The sequence below is a fragment of the Flavobacterium limi genome, from assembly GCF_010645075.1.
Lineage (GTDB): Bacteria > Bacteroidota > Bacteroidia > Flavobacteriales > Flavobacteriaceae > Flavobacterium > Flavobacterium limi.
The window spans coordinates 40985-61192 of record NZ_JAADZV010000009.1 but is presented as its reverse complement, the minus strand read 5'-3'; the positions used below and the strand labels follow the sequence as shown (position 1 = coordinate 61192).

General features: G+C 37.8%; 13 protein-coding genes. All 13 read right to left on the bottom strand.

Annotation, left to right across the window (positions count from 1 at the left end; translation table 11 throughout):
- Window positions 1-71: 71 nt before the first annotated feature.
- The 13 genes from GXM16_RS17440 to GXM16_RS17385 all read right to left on the bottom strand — a co-directional run bounded on the left by GXM16_RS17440 (window position 72) and on the right by GXM16_RS17385 (window position 20079).
- A complete protein-coding gene (locus GXM16_RS17440; protein ID WP_163395777.1) occupies window positions 72-1964 on the bottom strand; it encodes a family 2A encapsulin nanocompartment cargo protein cysteine desulfurase in 1893 nt (630 codons plus the stop codon).
- Complete coding sequence (locus GXM16_RS17435; RefSeq protein ID WP_163395776.1) at window positions 1948-2868, bottom strand: family 2A encapsulin nanocompartment shell protein; 921 nt, start codon at window positions 2866-2868, stop codon at window positions 1948-1950. Before GXM16_RS17435 ends, GXM16_RS17440 begins: the two co-directional genes overlap by 17 nt.
- A gap of 78 nt (window positions 2869-2946) precedes the next feature.
- Window positions 2947-3855: a cysteine synthase A gene (cysK, locus tag GXM16_RS17430; RefSeq protein ID WP_163395775.1), complete on the bottom strand. Its 909-nt coding sequence runs from the start codon at window positions 3853-3855 to the stop codon at window positions 2947-2949.
- Window positions 3856-4097: 242 nt separating this feature from the next.
- A complete protein-coding gene (gene epsC, locus GXM16_RS17425) occupies window positions 4098-4922 on the bottom strand; it encodes a serine O-acetyltransferase EpsC (RefSeq protein ID WP_163395774.1) in 825 nt (274 codons plus the stop codon).
- Window positions 4923-5453: 531 nt separating this feature from the next.
- On the bottom strand, window positions 5454-7109 hold the full coding sequence (locus tag GXM16_RS17420) for an arylsulfatase (protein WP_163395773.1): 1656 nt from the start codon (window positions 7107-7109) through the stop codon (window positions 5454-5456).
- Between the two features lie 17 nt (window positions 7110-7126).
- Complete coding sequence (locus GXM16_RS22740; RefSeq protein WP_208797397.1) at window positions 7127-7360, bottom strand: hypothetical protein; 234 nt, start codon at window positions 7358-7360, stop codon at window positions 7127-7129.
- Between the two features lie 89 nt (window positions 7361-7449).
- Window positions 7450-8538, bottom strand: coding sequence for an aryl-sulfate sulfotransferase (locus GXM16_RS17415; RefSeq protein WP_208797396.1), 1089 nt, complete (start codon window positions 8536-8538; stop codon window positions 7450-7452).
- Window position 8539: 1 nt separating this feature from the next.
- Window positions 8540-9997, bottom strand: coding sequence for a RagB/SusD family nutrient uptake outer membrane protein (locus GXM16_RS17410; RefSeq protein WP_163395772.1), 1458 nt, complete (start codon window positions 9995-9997; stop codon window positions 8540-8542).
- An 11-nt stretch (window positions 9998-10008) separates the two neighbouring features.
- Window positions 10009-13056 carry a SusC/RagA family TonB-linked outer membrane protein gene (locus tag GXM16_RS17405; protein WP_163395771.1) on the bottom strand — a complete coding sequence of 1016 codons (3048 nt, stop codon included), beginning with the start codon at window positions 13054-13056 and terminating at the stop codon, window positions 10009-10011.
- A gap of 731 nt (window positions 13057-13787) precedes the next feature.
- Complete coding sequence (locus tag GXM16_RS17400; RefSeq protein WP_163395770.1) at window positions 13788-15047, bottom strand: YeiH family protein; 1260 nt, start codon at window positions 15045-15047, stop codon at window positions 13788-13790.
- A gap of 141 nt (window positions 15048-15188) precedes the next feature.
- Window positions 15189-17501, bottom strand: coding sequence for an arylsulfatase (locus GXM16_RS17395; RefSeq protein ID WP_163395769.1), 2313 nt, complete (start codon window positions 17499-17501; stop codon window positions 15189-15191).
- 40 nt (window positions 17502-17541) lie between these two features.
- Window positions 17542-18813: a mandelate racemase/muconate lactonizing enzyme family protein gene (locus tag GXM16_RS17390; RefSeq protein ID WP_163395768.1), complete on the bottom strand. Its 1272-nt coding sequence runs from the start codon at window positions 18811-18813 to the stop codon at window positions 17542-17544.
- A gap of 6 nt (window positions 18814-18819) precedes the next feature.
- Window positions 18820-20079: a hypothetical protein gene (locus GXM16_RS17385; RefSeq protein WP_163395767.1), complete on the bottom strand. Its 1260-nt coding sequence runs from the start codon at window positions 20077-20079 to the stop codon at window positions 18820-18822.
- Window positions 20080-20208: the final 129 nt, after the last annotated feature.

Sequence of the window (20208 nt, the reverse complement as noted above, 5' to 3'; positions counted from 1 at the left end):
AATCGCTTTGGCTATAATTGCTTAAAATATCAAAAAAAACAATTATGAGTTTGAGTTATGAATCTGTTTTATTAAAATCTGACTTTTTTAAGTTCCCACAAGGTCTCTATAAATTTATCGACATCCTGAGTCGTATTATAAAAAGCCAGTGAAGGTCGAACTGTAGTTTCAACTCCCAATCGGCGTAAAATTGGCTGGGCGCAATGATGGCCGGTTCTAACAGCGATACCTTCTTTGTTTAAAGCCTGACCCACTTCGTCATTAGAGTAGCCTTGTAAATTAAAAGAAAGCACACTTGCCTTATTGGCAGCAGTTCCTATTAATCGAACCCCCGGGATTTCTTTCAGAAGTTTGGTGGCATATTCCAATAAAAAGTGTTCGTATTGCCCGATGGCGTTGATACCGATTTTTGTAACATAATCGATAGCAGCTCCAAGTCCAATAGCATCGGCAATATTGCCGGTTCCGGCTTCGAAACGATTCGGGGCTTTGTGGTATTTGATTTCCTCAAAAGTCACATCCTGAATCATGTTTCCTCCGGATTGGTAAGGCTGCATGCCGTTCAGCAAATCTTCTTTTCCATATAAAACACCAATTCCCGTTGGACCAAATATTTTATGGCCTGAAAAAACCAGCCAGTCTGCATTCAAATCCTGAACATCTACTTTCATGTGTGAAACAGACTGCGCTCCGTCGAGTAAAACTCTGGCTCCGACAGCCTGTGCCATTTCGACCATTTTCTTAGCTGGAGTTACGGTTCCAAGTGCGTTTGAAACCTGTGTAAAAGCAACAATTTTGGTTTTAGAATTCAGCAGTTTTGCATATTCATCCAAAAGAATTTGTCCGTCATCATCAACCGGAATTATTCTTAATTTTAGACCTTTTTTATCGGCTAATCGTTTCCAGGGAACAATGTTGGCATGATGTTCTAAATTACTCACCACAATTTCGTCTCCGACTGACAGATTGTTTTCTCCCCAGCTTTGAGCTATCAGATTGATTCCTTCGGTAGCGCCGCGTACAAAAACAATTTCGTTTATCGAACCAGCATTTAGAAACGTTTTAACTTTTTCTCTTGCTGCTTCGTAAGCATCAGAAGCCCTTGCTGCCAATTCATGTGCTGCACGGTGAATATTCGAATTTTCATGCTCATAAAAATAAGCAATACGATCGATTACCGATTTTGGTTTTTGAGTTGTTGCGGCATTATCAAACCAAATCAGCGGTTTTCCGTTTACTTTTTCTCTTAGGATCGGAAAATCTTTTTTAATCAGATTAGCATCAAAAGGGGCACTTTCTAATTGATTGAACTCATGAAATGAATTTTTATGACCCAATGCAGGAAGTTGGCTTTTTTTGTCAAAAGCAAAAGGATTATCTTCAAGAAAATAATACGAACTCTGGATTTCTGTTGGGTTTGTCACCAAAGCCGACTGGATTCCGAATACTGTATTTACACTTGTCAAAGCTTCTTTTAATTCGCTTTCAAATGACGATCCCTGTGTTTGAAAAGGCAGGTAATTATCATTTAAATTAAAAGAAGAAAAAGCGTTGGAATCATTTCCACGTTTTAAATTAACATCGCTAAAACCTGTATTCGGATTGTTGATGTTGAATTTTTTATCGTTTGGAAAAACGGTGTCCAAATCAGTTGGTAATAAATCTGTAACACCTGTGTTTGCATAACTACCAACCGATGGCGATACCCCAAAACCACTCACGGGTGAATGAGAAGGGTAGGCTGTTGTTGGGTTCTGCAAACTGGTATTTGGCGTAAATTCTTCGAGGTTTCCTGCACTCAATAGCGTTTCCACAACCTTTGTAGCTTTTGGATGATCGTTATGGTCTGGACTCAGTGAAATTTCCTTTGGAAACTCATTGGGCAGGGCTTTAAACAACTCATTAGCTATGTGCTGCAAATCGTCTACGTTATACAAACTGTTGTTGTTAGTATTTGTACTCATGATACTTTCCTATTTCTACATCTTCTAAAACGGCAATCGCATCATCTACCAAAATAGCTAATGAGCAATAGAGGGAAACCAGATAAGAAGCAATTGCTTTTTCGTTTATGCCCATGAAACGAACGGATAATCCAGGTGACTGCTCGCCTTGTAATCCTGGCTGAATCAATCCGATAACGCCCTGACGGCTTTCGCCTGTACGTAACAAGATGATTTTTGATTTACCGTTTTGAATAGGCAGTTTATCAGATGGAATAAGCGGAATACCTCTCCATGTTAAAAATTGAGATCCAAATAAAGAGGTTGTCGGAGGCGGAACACCACGACGCGTGCACTCACGGCCAAAAGCAGCAATTGCTAAGGGGTGCAAAAGAAAGAATCCAGGTTCTTTCCACACTTTTGTCAACAATTCATCTAAATCATCCGGAGTAGGAGCACCTGTTCTCGTTTTTATAATTTGCGAAGGAGCTACATTACTCAATAAACCGTAATCTTTATTATTGATCAATTCGCTTTCCTGACGTTCTTTGATAGTTTCAATTGCCAGACGTAATTGTTCAGTAATTTGGTTGTAAGGTTTGCTGTATAAGTCGGAAACGCGGGTATGAACATCTACAATAGTCTGAACAGCTGCCAGATTATACTCTCTTGGGTTATCGATGTAATCTACGAAAGTGTTTGGTAAAATTCTTTCGTCCCTTGCAGAGCAATCTACTTCGATGTGACTTCCGTCTTTTACTTTATTCAGACGATAAACCCCTGATTCAACAGGTGTCCAGTGTAATAGGTGTGTTAGCCAGCGTGGTGAAATGGTTCCAATTTGAGGAACTGAGCGTGTTGCAATTGCGAGTTGTCTTGCAGCTACATCGCCTAATGCGGTCTGTTGTTTTTTTGATTCTGCCATAATTTAATTTTTAAAGGTTAATTGATTTGTTTATTTGCTAAATTTTAATTCAATTGATTTATCGTTAATATTCTGATTTTAATAGAGTTGTTCAATAGATAAATACCTTTCGCCTGTGTCGTAGTTAAAAGTCAGGACCACGGCATTTTCAGGAATGTCCTTTAGTTTATGGGCAACTGCTGAAAGTACTGCCCCAGTTGATATGCCGGCAAAAATTCCTTCATCACGGGTTATTTTTTTCGCATAATTAAAGGCTGCATCTTTTTCGACAGTAATAACTTCATCAATATATCTGCTGTTAAAAACCTGAGGAATAAATCCTGCACCAATTCCCTGTAAGGGATGAGGGGAGGGCTGTCCACCACTTAAAACAGGGGATAAAGCAGGTTCGACGGCATAAGTTTTTAAATTTGGAAAATGCTGTTTTAAAATTTTGGAAACTCCTGTAATATGTCCGCCGGTTCCAACTCCGGTGATCAGATAGTCAATTCCATCGGGAAAATCTTTAATGATTTCCTGAGCGGTTGTTCTTTCATGAATTTCAACATTTGCAGGGTTATTAAATTGCAATGGGATGAACGAATTGGGAGTTGCGGCAGCCAGTTCATGCGCTTTTTCGACAGCTCCGGAAGTTCCTTTTTCTCTTGGTGTCAAAACGAATTCGGCACCGTAGGCATTCATGATTTTTCTTCGTTCGAGACTCATAGATTCCGGCATTACCAAAATGACTTTGTATCCTTTTACAGCTCCAACCAATGCCAGTCCAATTCCGGTATTCCCCGAAGTTGGCTCAATAATTACAGAATCAGGATTTAAAAGTCCTTTTTTCTCTGCATCTTCAATCATAGCCAGCGCGATTCGGTCTTTGATGCTCGAACCCGGATTTGTTTTTTCAAGCTTAATCCAAACCTGATGATTTTTGAAAAGCTTGTTGAGCCTTACGTGTGGTGTATTCCCTATAGTTTCTAATATATTTTGGTATTTCATAATGCTGTTTTTGGTTTTGTTCACCATATAAGTGGTAAGTTCATTTTAGTTTTATTCTGCCGATCTGTTAATTTTTTTCACGCAGATTCTGCAGATTTTGGCAGATTTAATTTTAAATAATCCATTAATGAAAGTAATCTGTGTATATCTGCTTAAATCTTTTAAAATCTGTGTGAAACAAACTTTTTAAATTCACACATTACTTTAAATGAACTTACATCGCTTATATGGTTTAAAAATTTCTATATTGAATAAAAAATGGGTTCCGGGAAGGGGTTGTTATCTTTTACTTTCATCTCATTTTTATGATATACCACCGAGTTTGACGGAACCGTATACGTAAGCCAGACATTTCCTCCAATGATGGAATCCCTTCCTACGGTTGTCTGTCCTCCAAGAATAGTACTGTTGGCATAAATAACTACATTGTCTTCAATTGTGGGATGTCTTTTGATGAAAGCTTCTTCTTTTTTTACGCTCAAAGCGCCCAGCGTAACGCCCTGATAGATTTGAACATTATTTCCGATTACAGCTGTTTCGCCAATCACAATTCCAGTGCCGTGGTCTATGGCAAAGTCGTCTCCAATCTGAGCTCCGGGATGAATTTCGATACTGGTCTTGATATGTGCATATTCTGAGATGGTTCGTGCCAGAAGCTTTAAATCCTGCTCCCAAAGCTGATGTGAAAAGCGATAAATTGCAATGGCAAAAAAAACAGGGTAAGAATATAAAACCTCCTCCAGAGTTTTGGCAGCAGGATCTTTAGCAAAAATAGTTCTGGCATCGTCTATTACTTTTTTATGCAAACCCGGCAATGCTTCAAAAAACGTTTTGGTTTGCCACTGACTTTCTTCGCTTTCAGGAGCAAAATCCAATACCAATTCATTGAACTGAATTTCAAGTTCAGTAAATTTTCCTTCAATGATAGTTATATTTCCCAACGATTTTGAGGTCGTTGAAAACAAGACACAAAACAACTCATCAATAAAATGATGTATTAATTTTTTTGGAGGCAGAATCAGTAAGTTCTGATGCTGATTGGCTATTTCCTGATAAAATGAGTTCATATTTGGTTGTTTTTTGGTTTTATTGCAATAGTGTAACCCTTTGGATGTAAAAAACATCTAAAAGATTATATAGTATTCAATGAGAAATCTTTGGTTTATGAAAATTCGTTTCAATTTGGATTTTCTAATTACAAATCTTTTGCAAAACGAAAATGGTGGAGAGTTTAACAACACATACACATATAACAAAAGGTGCTATAGGTGTGTTTTTTAGGAAGAATGTAAGATATGCTTTCTGTTGTTTTCAAAATATAGTTGTTTTTATTTTAAACTCTACTAATTCTATAGACAAAGTTAAATTTAATATAATGAAAACCAAATTTTTTTTAAATTTTATTTTGAAAGGATAGGAAGTATGGGTGGATTGTAAAATATATTTTTGTTTTAATTGTTTGATTTTTAGAATTTTGTGTTTTGTTTTTTAAAATAAAAAAAGACAGAAAAATGAGTATAAGATGTTCTTTTATACTTACTTTTCTGTCTTTAAAAAATTTTAAGCTCTGTGAAAAAGCAAATGATAAGGTTAAAAAATTACTTTTTAGCAGCTGCACCCGGAATCAATTCATTCTTTTGTTTGAATTTGCTGTATTCAACAACTCCGGTTTTATCAGCCCAGTCAAAATATTTTGCAGAAAGCTCGTTTACAACACCAGGGTTTTGTTGTGCTACATCTTTAGTTTCGCCTCGGTCTGTTTCTAAGTTGTAAAGTTCCCATTGGTAAGAAGGATAAATAGAAACAAGTTTCCATTTTCCATCCCTAACTGCTCTGTTTCCGGCTCTTTCCCAGAATATCGGAGCGCCTCTGTTAACTTCTGAAGCACCATCAATTAAGACCGGTAATAAACTTTTTCCAGGTAATGGATTTGACGTTACACCATTCAATTCTTTTGGATATTGAATTCCTGCTAAATCATAAAAAGTAGGGGCAAGGTCAATTAAATGACCTGTTCCTTTATCAATTCTTCCTGCTTTGATTTTGGAAGGATACCATGCAATGAAAGGCGAACTGAAACCACCTTCGTGCATATTATTTTTATAATCCTGCAATGGAGTGTTGGATAAATACGCCCAGTTTTGCTCCTGATAATCGAAAGAACCAGAAGTTCCAATTGGTCCGTCATTTTTCACCAATCCTCTTCTTAAGGGATTGTAAGTATTGAATCCGCCCTGCGCACCATTGTCAGAAATGAAAACAATCAGTGTGTTCTTGTCTTTTTTCAGGGCTTTTAATTTGTCTAAAACTTTTCCAACATTCTGATCCATGTTGTCTACCATTGCAGCGTAAACTTCCATTTTGGCTTTCCAGAATTGTTTTTCGTCGTAGGTTAATTTGTTCCATTCCGGTACTTCAGGATCTCTTGGAGCGATCGTCTGATCGGCTAATAAAATGCCGTTTTCTTTCAGTTTTTTGATTCTTTTTTCTCTTAAAACATCCCAGCCTTCATCAAATTTCCCTCTGTATTTGGCTATGTCAACCGGTTTTGCCTGCAATGGCCAGTGAGGAGCAGTAAAAGCAATGTATAAAAAGAACGGTTTGTTTTCTTTGTTTTGCTCATCCAAAAATTGTACGGCATTGTTCCCGATTTCATCTGTAAAATAATACGAATCCGCTTTAGGATGCAGTTCTTCATTATTACGGATTAGTGCAACCGGATACGGGCTTTTACCGAAAGGCAACCCGTCTGTATTAAAATAATTCGCAGCACCTTTTAAAATTCCGTAAAATTTGTCGAAACCTCTCTGATTTGGCCATTGTGCTTTGTCTTCAGAACCTACGTGCCATTTTCCGGACATTAAAGTGCTGTAACCGCCTGAACGGAAAACTTCTCCCAAAGTCAAAGATTCTTTGTTCAGATACCCCTGGTAAGCCGGTAATCCTAAGTTTACATCAAAATAACCAACGCCAGCTTTGTGCTGATACTGACCTGTCAAAAGCGAAGCTCTGGTTGGTGCACAAATGGAGTTATTGTAAAATTCGCGAAGGCGCGTACCTTCAGTTGCCAGTCTATCAAGATTTGGAGTTTTTATTTCTGACCCATAATTTCCTAAGTCAGAATAACCCATATCATCGACCATGATCAGGATTACGTTTGGTTTTGAAGAACTGCTTTGCGCATTCCCATGATAAGATCCCAATGCTCCGATCAACAGGGCTGAGAATAAGGTTGTAATTCTTTTTTGATTCATCTTACTGTAATTTTATATTAGTTGTTTTTTGTTTGTGGAACTCTGAATTTTGAAATGTCGATTGGCTGTAATCCTTTTTCAGAGTGTGGCGTACCTTCCGGAACCCAGTCATAAGGTACGGGTTGTGCCCTGAAAACCCAATTCGTATTAATAGTTTGTGTGCCGGATAAGGTACTTTCTTTAAAAAACGGATTCACATATTCCCATACAATTTCTCCAGACGGAGTTACCTGAAAAATCCTTCCGTTCATGCCTTCATCAATTAAGGTATTTCCGTTTGGTAAACGTCTGGCGCTTGAAATAAAAGAACTGTAGAAATTCCAAACCGGCTGATTTGAACTTAAAGCTGTGTATTGCCAGACAATTTCTTTTTTAATTGGATCATTTCCAAAATTCTTGAACCCAATTGAGATGCCAGATAAGTTGGAGGATAACCCGAAGGTCCCTGATTGTCAAATACTAATAAATTTCCCGCACCCGGCAAACCTTCCGGAATAATATGTGCATCATGCTGTCCGCTAAAACGATCCACGGGACGCGGAACATTCGTTGCCAGACTTGGTCGAAGATTTACTGAATTTACAAAGTTGGATGCTTTTGGATCGTTTTCTTTCAAATCAAAATCAGGACCTAAACGCCAGACGATTTTTCCGGTCTTTTTTTCGATAATCGCAATAAAGCTCACTTCTCTGGAATCAATTACAATATTATCGGGATGAAATCTCGTATCGCCAGCATTGAACCATTTATTCGGCCCAATAGGCTGCATATCGTTAATAGTCAGGAATCCGTGTCCCTTTCTTCCGTTTATGTAAACTTTTCGAAGCAGTTCACGACCTTCCGGAGAAATTCCGAATTCGTCAATGTGTTCACCGGCGTTCCAGTTCCAGACAATATCGCCGTTTGGATTTACTTCATAAATAGTCTGGTCGTCAATTGGTTTATCACTGACTCCGGCTACAATATGGTCAACTGTTCCAACTAACAAAGTGTTTCCGTTAGCCAGTCGGTGTACGTCATGGTTTTGGCGTGCTGCACCTCCCGGCGCTTTTTTGCCCCATTGCCATACGGTATTACCATTCCAGTCTTGTTCTCCGAGTATTTTATTATTAAAAATACCGCCGTAAACTCCCGGTCCGTTTTCGAGTTGAATCAGGATATTTCCTTTCTTTCCATTATTGTTTTTCGGATCAATGAGTTCTGATGGAAAACCAATATGTGGCCAGCTTTTTACTTCATTACCATTCATATCAATCAGATGGGATTTTTCATCCGGAGAAGAATGTAAAACATAACTGTTATAAGCTTTTGCAGGATTATAAATCGTTACTCCGGTTGGAAATACCGACTGAGCTTTTGCTTCATTTGCCACTGCCATCAACGTAATTGCCAATGACAGTGTAACTATTTTTGATGTTGTCTTTTTCATATCAATTCGCATTATCTCTCCATGCAGGAACCTGTTTCAAATTTTTATTCAGATCCAGTTCTCTTTGCGGAATCGGGAAATGAACATGTTTTGGCTGTGCATTGGTTTTACCGGCCGCTTTTAGTTTGGCCACAAAATAATCAGGGCCTCTTCTGGCAAGGTCAAACCAGCGCTGGTATTCATAAACCAGTTCTTTTCTTCTTTCTTCAAAAACAGCTTCCCTAAAATCGTCTTTGCTGATTGAAGGGGAAGTTACCAACAGCAAATCAATTCCGGCTCTTTCCCTAATACGGTCAATGGCTTCAAAAGCGGATGTTGTTGGGCCGTTCAGCTCGTTTTCTGCTTCAGCATAAATCAATAATATTTCTGCAAACCTGATAATCGGTGTGTTTTTTGAAGACTGTCCAGGAGATGCAGGAGTTGCCGGATCAAAATATTTATTGAAATGCGGAATCGTTTTATAGGTTTTGCCATCTGTCGGACTCACAAATTCTACAGCAAATGTGATGTATTTACGTTTGTCCGTTTCGGCGAAAGCGTTAAAAAGTCCACCTGCAGTGTGCAATGCATCGGCATGATCTCCTGCAATTCCCGGAACCGTATTTGGGGCAGAAGTAGAGGCAAGCATATTTCCATTCCAGTTGGTAAGCCCTTTAAACTGTGCTGAAAAAATATGTTCTTTGCCGTTTTTGGTAGCGACATTAAACACATCAGCGAAATTTTCGAATAAATCATACACTTTGCTGTCGATTACTTCCTTGCTTTTTTGAGCTGCTTTTTCCCATTTTTTCTGGGTCAGATATACTTTAGACAATAAACTTTTTGCCGCACCCGAAGTGATTCTTCCTTTAATAGGATGTACCACAGGCAAGGCTTCAGCATCAAGTAAATCGGCTTCAATCTGAGCGTAAACTTCTGCTTCAGGGGTATTGGTAACATTAAGAGCTTCCGGTGTCAGGCTTTTTGTTTCGTGTAAAATCAACGGGACATCTCCAAACCATCTCACAATATTGAAATATAAAACTGCTCTTAAAAATTTTGCTTCATTAATCAGATCTTTATCTTTTTGCGAATTTAAATTCGGGTTTTTAGAAATGTTATCAATGGCCACATTCGCTCTGTTTATTCCGTCATAACTTTGACGCCAGATTTCCAGCATTCGGTCATTTGAGGCATCGTGAGTCAAATTTGATAAAGCTCTAACATGTGCATTTCTGGCTCTTGGTCCTGCTTCATAATCATCAGTTGCCATTTCTGTTGAAATTTGGATCAGACGATTGTAAAGTGTATGTGTACTGCTGTTGATAGCATTATAAATGGATAATACAGCGGCATCAGCATCTTCTGTTGTATTGTAGAAGTTACCTGTACCGATAAAAGCTTTTGGATTTTCATCCAAAGGATTGCAGGCACTTATGATAAAAAGAAGGGATAAACTATATAGGATTGTCTTTTTCATGATTGTCTTTTTTAAAATGTTACAGTTAAACCACCTGAAATTGTTTTAGATGCCGGATAAATTCCGGTATCTGTTCCAGGAGAAATAGTGGTTCCGTTGGTTACCTCAGGATCGAATCCTGTGTATTTGGTAAAAGTGAAAAGGTTTTCTCCAACCACTCTGAATTTCACTGAAGTCAGGAGCAGTTTCTCCGAAATCTTCTTTGGTAAATTATAACTGAACGTGATATTCTTGATTCTCACGAAAGAGCCGTCTTCAACAAATCGGTTTGAAAAAACGGGAGCCGGATCCAGCTTTGCACGAGGTGTTGTCGTACTTGGATTTGTTGGTGTCCAGGCATCCAAAGCGCTTGTAGAAGCATTTTGCTGACCGTTGTATAATTCTAAGGCCTGTGCATTTCCGTTCAGGATTTTATTTCCAACAGATCCATTGATAAGCGCTGATAATTCAAAACCTCTGTAAGTAAAATTGTTTGTGAAGCCAAATATAAAATCAGGCTGAGCATCGCCAATGCTGGTTCTGTCTGCAGCGGTTGTAAAAGCACCGTCTCCATTAATATCTTTGTATAAACGGTCTCCTGCTTTAGGAGTTGCATTTCCTGTAAATACCCCTTTTGTAGCAATATCAGCTGTCTGCAATATTCCGTCGGTTACAGCACCGTAAAAAGTACCTAATGATTCTCCTTTTCTCAGGATATAATTTCCGAAAGTGTAGAATTCAGCATCATTTCCTAAAGCTATAATTTTATTGCTGTTGAATGAAATATTAAAATTTGAAGTCCATGAAAAGGCTGTATTTCCAAGCGCTGTATTGATTCCTAACTCAATTCCCTGATTTTGTACGGTACCAAAGTTTTGAAGGGAAGATGTAAATCCGGTCGTGTACGGAATCTGAACTGCCAATAATAAATCTTTGGTAGTTTTGCGGTAAACATCAACAGTCAGGTTTAATTTATCGTTGAAGAAACCTACGTCAACACCTGCATCAAACTGGTTGGTCAGTTCCCATCCTAAATCGTCATTTGAGATTCTGGTTGGTGTAAAACCAGTATAAATCTGGTCTCCAAAAAGGTATTTTACGCTGCTTAATGTTGCAAGCGACTGGTATTCTCCAATTTCCTGATTTCCTGTAGCACCGTAACTGGTTCTGATCTTTAAGCTGTTGATGACATCTTTTACAGGAGCAAAAAAGTCTTCATTGCTAATTTGCCATGCTGCAGCAAAAGAAGGAAAGTAACCCCATTTGTTGTTTTTTCCGAATCTGGAAGAACCATCGGCTCTTAAACTTGCTGTTAAGAAATATTTTGAATCGTAATTGTAATTTACCCTTGATAGGTATGAATTCAAAGCCCAGGTACTTTCTCCCGAAGTAGGCATTAACGCTACATTCCCGCTTTGAAGGCTGTAATAATAGGTTACATCGTTTACAAACTGCTGCGATCCTGCCGTAACAAATTCCCTTGTAGAATTTTGCTGTGTATAACCGGCCAGAACATTCAGACTGTGTTTTTCTGCAAAAACTTTAGAGTAGGTAAGGGTATTTTCATTCAGCCATGTTCTGGAATCCGCTGTACCAATTCTACCTTCTCCGTTCGTAATCAAACCTTCATAAATAGAAGATGGGAGGTAACTTTTCTCTTTGTTGAAAATTAAATCTGTTCCAAAAGATACTTTAAAAACTAAATTTTTCAAAATATCATATTCCCCATAAATCGTTCCGAGGATACGATCTGTAATTGCCTCGTTTTTACGTTCGTTTAAGGTTGCAATCGGGTTTGCAAATATGTTTTCAAAAGGATTACGCAAAGTGTAGCTCCCGTCCGACTCATAAATAGTCGCAGTAGGAGGCATGCTCAGTAGAGAAGTGATCAAACCTGCCGGAGCAACTTTTGATTTTGTTTCTGCAATGGTAAGATTCAAACCAAATCTTGCTTTACTGCTTATTTTGGAAGTCAAATTGACTCTTCCGCTTAGTCTTTCAAAACCGGTGTTTTTAATAATTCCTTCCTGATTGTAATAATTTCCGGAAACGGCATATTTCGTTTGATTGTTACCCCCCGAAACACTTAACTGATGATTTTGTACAAGTCCTTTTTGAAAAGCTTCTTCCTGCCAGTCAACACCTTTACCTAATGCGGCAATTTGTGCATCGGTTAAATATTGGTTTGGTCCTAAAGCCGGATTTGTATCGTAAAGTGCTGCATTTCTAAGCCGGGCAAAACCTTTTGCATCCAGAACATCCACTTTATTGCGGACTTCCTGCTGTCCAATCGTGAAATCATAATTTACGGTCATGGCACTTGCAGATCCTTTTTTAGTGGTAATAATCACAACTCCATTTGCACCTCTTGATCCGTAGATTGCTGTAGATGAAGCATCTTTTAAAACGGTAATCGATTCAATATCTGCAGGATTTATAGAAGATAAAGGATTGGTTGGCGTACCGCTCAGCACTCCCGCTGTGAAATCGGAATTGTAAAGCGGAAAACCGTCCACTACATAAAGCGGCTCATTTCCTCCCTGAATCGAACTTCCTCCGCGGATTCGGATACTTAATCCTGCACCAGGCTGACCTGAAGTCTGGGTTACATTTACCCCAGCTACAGATCCCTGAAGTGAACTTTCGAGTGTTCGCTGGGTTGCTTTTAATGCTGTAGAAGAAACGGTTTCAGCGGCACCTGTATAATCCTTTTTGGTAGTGCTTCCGTATCCGATGATTACAAGTTCGTCCAGTTCTTTTCGGTCTTCTTTTAAAGAAATCTGAACAAAATCAGTATTGGCTGTTATTTCAGCTGTAACATATCCAATGTAACTTACAATTAATATGTATGGAAACTTTTGACCTGTCTGGAAGTAGAACTTTCCATCTAAATCTGTTACAGCAGAGTGGGTGGTACCTTTAATCTGAATGTTAACTCCCGGAATTGGCTGATTGGTAACCTGATCAATAACAGTTCCGTTGAGTGTAGAGTTAATTGTAGCTTGTGTATTTTGGGCATTAATTCCCGTTGAAATCAATAAAATACTAATCCATAAAAGGATGTTTATATTATTTTTCATTACGTAATATAGTTTTGGTAATTATAAAAGAAGCCCTGAAAGTTTGTTTAAACTCTCTGTTGTTCCTTTGATTTAGCGATAAATTTTCTTTAAACTTTATTATTTCCGTTGCCGCAGAAATATTTTGTTTTTTAGCAGTTACTGTACATTTTCTTCATTTTTTCTTTTAGTTTTAAATTTGTTTTTCTTTTAATTTTTGGATATAATTGAACATGCTTTCTTTTGCAGAATAGGCTATAATGAGTGTGGTATTAACAATAAGAAGCATGTGATGATTTTACAGGTTCGTTTTAAGATTGATTTAATAGTGAATCGCCTGAACGAAAAATAGTGAAGATTTAACAACAGCTGCACATATAACCAAACGTGTTATAGATGTAGTTTTTAGGAAGAATGTAATTTGTGTTGTTGACTGTTGTTTTCAAAATAAGATGTTTTTATTTTTAATATGATTTTAAATCCTACTAATCCTATAGACAAAGTTAAATTTAATATAATAATATCCAAAAGTTTTTTTATTTTTTTTGAAAGCAATAGGGAAGGAATTCTCTGTGATTTGTTAATTTGTGTTTGTAATCTATTGATTTTTAAATTTTTATGATTTAGTGTTTCTGTTTTGATATGAAATAAAAAAAGAGTGTAAAATACCGTTTTTAAGTATTTCACACTCTTTTTCTTAAGTTTTCAACTTCTAATAATTATAAAATGAAGCTCAGTTTCATTCTAAAATATTATCCAAACAACAAAAAAGCAATAATCAGCGTGATAATGATATTAAAAAATTGCGCGATCAAAAAAGCATATAAAGGCTTTTTGCTGTTGTTACTGAATAAATCCTTAAAGTTGGTTTCAAGACCAATACTGGTAAAAGCGAGGGCAAACCAGATTCCCTGAATATTTTTCAGACCGTCTTTTACAGTATCTCTTGTTTCAGAAGAAATTAGAAATGAAAAGACTATTGAAGCTCCAATAAATCCAAGTACAAACTTTGGAAAACGTTCCCAAATCACGCCTAATGTAGGTTTTGAGGCAACAGCTTCTGCAGATTTATTATGAGTATACGTCCAGTAAACTGAGATGGCGAAAGCAGCCAGTCCCAATAAAACATTTTGAGAGAATTTGACAATCGTACTGATTTTTAAAGCTGTTTCTCCAACCAGTGTTCCCGATGCTACAACAGCTCCGGATGTATCGATGCTTCCTCCAAGCCAGGCTCCGGTTACTTCTTCAGGAAAATTAAAATATTTTGCAATTATGGGCATGAAAATCATCATCGGAATGGCGGTTACTAATACCATCGAAATTACATAAGACAGTTTTTTTGAATCGCCTTTAATTGCTCCCGAAGTTGCAATAGCTGCCGAAACTCCGCAAATGGAAACCGCACTCGAAATCATCATGGTGAGTTCATCATCAACTTTTAATTTTTTACAAAGCCAGAAAGCAAAATACCAAACTGATAAAACCACAATTAATGCCTGAATCAGACCTAAAGAACCTGCTTTTAAAATATCTGAAAAAATTACACCCGTTCCCAATAAAACCAAACCTATTTTCACAAAAACTTCCGTTGAAAGGGCTGAACGGAACCATTCCGGAAGTTTGAAAAAATTACCGATAGTCAGACCAATGATCAGACTAAAAATTACCGCTTCTAAATTAAGCCCTTTTATGAATGTATTTCCGGCAATAATTAATGCTAAAACTGTCAGCAGATATACGATTGGATAACCCAATAAAAAGTTTTTTACTGATTTACCGATTAAATATGCAGCGATACCGCCAATAATAATCAGATAAATAAATTGGATTATCAGGATTTTCAGATTTCCTACAGCGAGTACATCATTCAGTAAATCGATTCCATTGGACCATTTGAATACCGGAACTTCGGGAAGAAATATAAATAACGAAATTCCGATTATTACAAATCCTAATAGTACGACTGTCCAGTCTTCATGAAGGTTAAATTGTTTAGTTTTTTTAGACATTTTAATGAATAGTTGTTTAATTTATTAGCTGTTTTAAAGTGTTAATTTAATATCATAACTTGATTTTAAAACAGTTTCAACTTCTTTTTTAAACACAAATCGACTAATTCGTCTTAAATTAATCGCTGTTGTGTTGATTTATTATTTGTATTCTATCGTAATGTTATTCAGTTTTCCTGTGAAATTAAACGGAACTTTGTACTTATCTGAAACAGGGGAGTTGCGGTCTGCACCTACATCAATACCGTCTTTATAAATCCCAATTCTGCCTTCGGATGCCACAATTGGTCTTTCGGCCACTTTTGTACCATTGATGTAAATGGACTCAGTTCCGGCAGGAAGATTTCGGTCTTTATTGCCTTTAATAGGTGTAATATAATTGAATTCAAATCTTAGTTTTGATTTTCCGACAGGAACCGGAATATTCGATTCTAAATGTTTGATTATGCTTCCCGAGTTGTGGGCAACAATGAATTTTCCATCTTTGATGAATAAACTTAAACCGTCAAATTCAGAACCGGTAGCAAAAAGAACACCTTGTTCGGTTTTTGATTTTAGTTCTATATCGGCAGTGATGGAGAATGGATCGTTCTGAAATTGCGGTCCGCTGTAAGTAAGGAACTGATCAATTCCGGGATATAAAACCACTTTATTTTTCAATCCAAACGGACTGCGTTCTCTACCGCCGGCACTGTGCCCTAATGCGTGATCAGCCAATGGATATACGTTATATTTAATAGCTTCAGCATCAAATAAAGCCTGTAATTCTTTTACCTTTTCCGGAAATTTTTTAGCCAAATCGATACGTTCGTTAAAATCTTCATTCAGATTATACAGTTCCCATACATCTTTAGAAAAATCGGTTCCTGATTTGTGAAAAACCGAAGCTTTCCAGCCGTCTTTAACAATAGCACGTTTTCCAAAAAGTTCATAATACTGAACAGTGTGACGGCTGGGTGCTTCTGCATTTTTAAATGAATAAACCAGACTGATACCTTCAATTGGCTGTTGTTTGTAGCCTTTTATTACTTCGGGTACTTTTGCGCCTGTTAGTTCATAAATAGTAGGGGCAATATCAATTACGTGGCCATATTGATTGTGAATAGCTCCTTTTTTAAACCCGCCATTTGGGTAATTTACAATAAGAGGCTGGTGCGTTCCGCCTTCACTGTTAGGATCGGCTTTCCATAACCGGAAAGGTGTGTTGGTAGCCTGTGTCCATCCCGAAGGAGCATCCTGAAAAGAATGTTCTGTTCCGATTTTATCTATATTTTTATAAAGTTCAGCTATTTGTTTGTCTTCATCCAGACTGCTGATATACCCATTAAAAGATCCATTTGCAGGGCTGTGACTGGATCCGTTATCTCCAATACTTACCAGAATAACGGTATTATCTGATTGTCCAATTTCTTTCAGATAGTTAACAATTCGACCAAATTCATAATCAGCATGGGTTAAAAATCCGGCGTATACTTCCATAAAACGGGCGTATACTTTTTTCTGCTCAGGCGTTAAGCTGTCCCATGCTTTTACAGTAGGATCACGATCTGGCAATACTGCATTAGCAGGAATCACGCCTAGTTTTTTTTGGCGGGCAAATACTTCTTCACGATACCAGTCCCAGCCTTTGTCAAATTTGCCTTTGTATAAGTCGCTCCATTTTTTGTCTACCTGATGCGGAGAGTGAATCGCTCCGGTAGCAAAATAAAGGAAAAACGGTTTTTCCGGTGCTATCGATTTCTGATTCGAAATATAACTGATGGCTTTGTCGGCCAATAATGTAGTTAAATGTTTGTTGTTGGGTTCAATATCAATCACTTTACGATCTTCATATAAGTTAGGATGATACTGATCTGTATGCCCTAGCTGAAAACCATAAAAATGATCAAAACCACGACCCACAGCCCATCTGTCAAAAGGACCGTTTGCCGTAATTTCATCAAGAGGAGCCACGTGATATTTACCTACAGCAAAGGAGTTGTAATTATTTTCATGTAATACTTCCGCAATTGTTGCCTTGTCGCCAGGCATGATGGCATCATAACCCGGAAATCCGCTGGAACTGTAGTTCAATGTTCCCATGTGTACCGAATGGTGATTTCGACCCGTTAGCAATGCCGCTCGGGTAGGGGAACATACACCCGTTGAATGAAAATTGGTATAACGGATTCCGTTATTCGCTAAACTGTCTAATACCGGAGTTTCCATCAGACCTCCAAAAGCACTTGAAGTTCCGTATCCGGCATCATCAATCAGGAACACAATTACGTTTGGTGCTCCTGCGGGTGCTTTTTTCTTTTCGGGATGGTACTCTTGTGATTCAGCAACAGTTCTGCCTATTTTTCCTTTAAATTCTTTATCAGAAGTTAATTGTCCGGGCTGTTGTCCATAAGCAGTCATCAATACAGAAGATGCTAAAAGCAACATTCCGGTTTTGAAAATTGTTTTATTCATTGTAATTTTTTTAAATGTTATTTTATTACTCTTTGATGTTTTAAATCAAAGTGGCAATCAATTTTTTATTCAGTGTAAAGCCAAAACCAGGATCGTCATTTATGACAATATTACCGTTTACAAACTGTTCCGGAGGGTTAAGCAGTTCTGCACGCCATGGCACTTCGCCATAAGCCAGTTCGAGAATGGCAAAATTTAGAATATTCGCGCACAAATGTGCTGAAACTGCTGTTGCAACCGGTCCGCTTGGGTTATGTGGTGCAACACGTACGCTGCCCAAAGCATTAGCTATAACTGCAATGTTTTTCAACTCCTGTAAGCCGCCGCAATGTTTTACATCCGGCATAATGATGCTCAATGCATTTGATTTTAGCAAAGGGGCAAAACCTTCGACCCCAAAAATTGCCTCACCTCCAGCCAGATTTTGCTTGATATTGTCTTTGATTTCTTTTGTTTCCTGAACAAATTTTTCCGGATTTACAGGCTCTTCAAACCAGTAAAGGTTATATTGTTCAAGCCGCTTGGCTGTTTCGATGGCTAAATCACGGTTTAAATGACTATGAACATCAATAAGCAATTCAATATCACTACCAATTGTCTGGCGAATGGTTTGGATACAATTCACAGCATAATCAATATCAGCTTTCAACTTTGAAGGGGAAGAAGTTAACGGAGCCATTTCATCGAAAGGAGCTAGTTTAACTGCCTTGAATCCATTTTTGATGGCTTCTTCGGCGTTTCGCTGAAAGTTAGCTACTGATCGGTGTCCGCTATTTTCTTTATCGTTGTTGGCACGGTTTATATTGGCATAAACTTTAACTGTGTCTCTCAGTTTACCTCCAAGCAATTCATATACCGGAACTCCAAGGGCTTTGCCTTTTAAATCCCATAGCGCCTGTTCAATGCCACTAAATGCTGTGCCGGAAATTTTGGACTGAATTGCTCTATTCCAACTACGTTGCCTGAATTGTTCAATGTTGAACGGCGATTGGTTTTTGACAAGTTCAAAAAAATAGGATAGTGCTGCATGCAGGTCTTTTTCTCCTTCACTGGAATTTCCAAAAGCATGCGACGCTTCACCAAATCCGGATAAACCTTTATCTGTAATCAATTCAATGAAATACCAGCTTCCTCTTTGATTCACTTTTACTTTATAGACTTTAATCTCAGCGACCAACAGCTTATTTCCGAAAGTTGACTCCGGATGGGAATCAGGCAAAATGGGCATAGCTGAAGAAACCATGGGTAAAGTAGCTGCTAATCCGGCCATTTTTAGAAACGATCGTCGTGAAGAATTGGATGATGTATTCATATTTTACTATTTAATATCCTCTTTGATAAAATCTCTAAAAGCCTTTGCAGTTTCTTCCAGAATTTCCGGAGAAGTGGTATTGGCATCATCTGTATTTACATGAAAAAAGGGATGAGCATAGGATACACCTGCAAATCGTTTGTAGCCTTTTTTTGCAACATAAATAAGTTCTCCACCCGGATTTTCATTTGCTAAAACGTATACCGCGTTAATTCCTGAAAATGAAGTATCGAATGATTTTTTTACAGGATCATTATAGAAAAATCTCCGTTTTGGGTCAGCATTGTTTTGTTTGACTAATCCTGTCGCAGTATTTTTATATTCTAAGGTGGCTGCACCCGCACCAAAGTGAATCCAAAGATGCGTTTTATCTACTGGCGGTGCATTTAGTTCCAAAAATTCATGCGCACCCTTAAAAGCATGTTCATGACCTGAATTGCCCGTAAATACAAAGGTATATTTCGATTTTTGGGAAGCTGCCCATTTGGCCAGTGACAGCCAGATAGCGATACCCGAGCCACGTTCTCCGCCACAGGTAAACCAGCCGCTGATTGGTGTTGAAATAACGATATACTCACTACCATTACCAATTGTACCATAAACATTACGGCCTTTAACATCTTTAAAAGTGCCATTAATTGCCAGTGTAACCGGTTTGCCATTTTTTACAAACGCCTGTACTTTAGCACTGTCTTTAGGCGCAATTAAGATAATCGGCACTTTCCATGGCTGTTGATCTTTGTAGGTGTTATAGGCTTCAATTTCGCCCGACTGATTGTCGGTAATCGCAACTATGCCCTTAACTCCCAGATTAATAATCGAATCAATATAAATTTTAGAATTGACTTTTTGTTTGATTGGAAGGTGAATTAATGCGATATTACTTTTGTCAAGCGCTTTAGCTTTATTTACATTCACCAAAGTACCGGTTACATTATGGTTAGCGTGTTCATTTACCCACCATAACGGAAAGGCTTTTATGGTTTCCTTTCCGTTTGACAGGGATACTTTTTCCGGAAAGAATTGCCTGATTGGAAAATACAGATGCTTTACATCGTATCCATAAGAAGCGAGTTCTTTACCCAACCAATCTGAAGTAGCCAGATCGGTTGGTGTTCCTGTACGGTGTTCGCCAAGAGAAACAAATTTTTGTACTGTTGAAAACAATTGACTGCCATTAAAAAAATCAGCTTCCGGTTTGTTCTGACCAATTGTTGTAATCACATATAACAGCAAAACTGTAATGAATGAATATTTTGATTTCATACTTTCTTAGATTTAACTTGTTGACTGTAATTAGTTTTTTATGATCATTTTTCGTCAGTTCGAGTGATTTTCGATAGAAAATTGTATCGAGAACAGAAAAATTATCATTAAAAACGGTTCTCGATACAT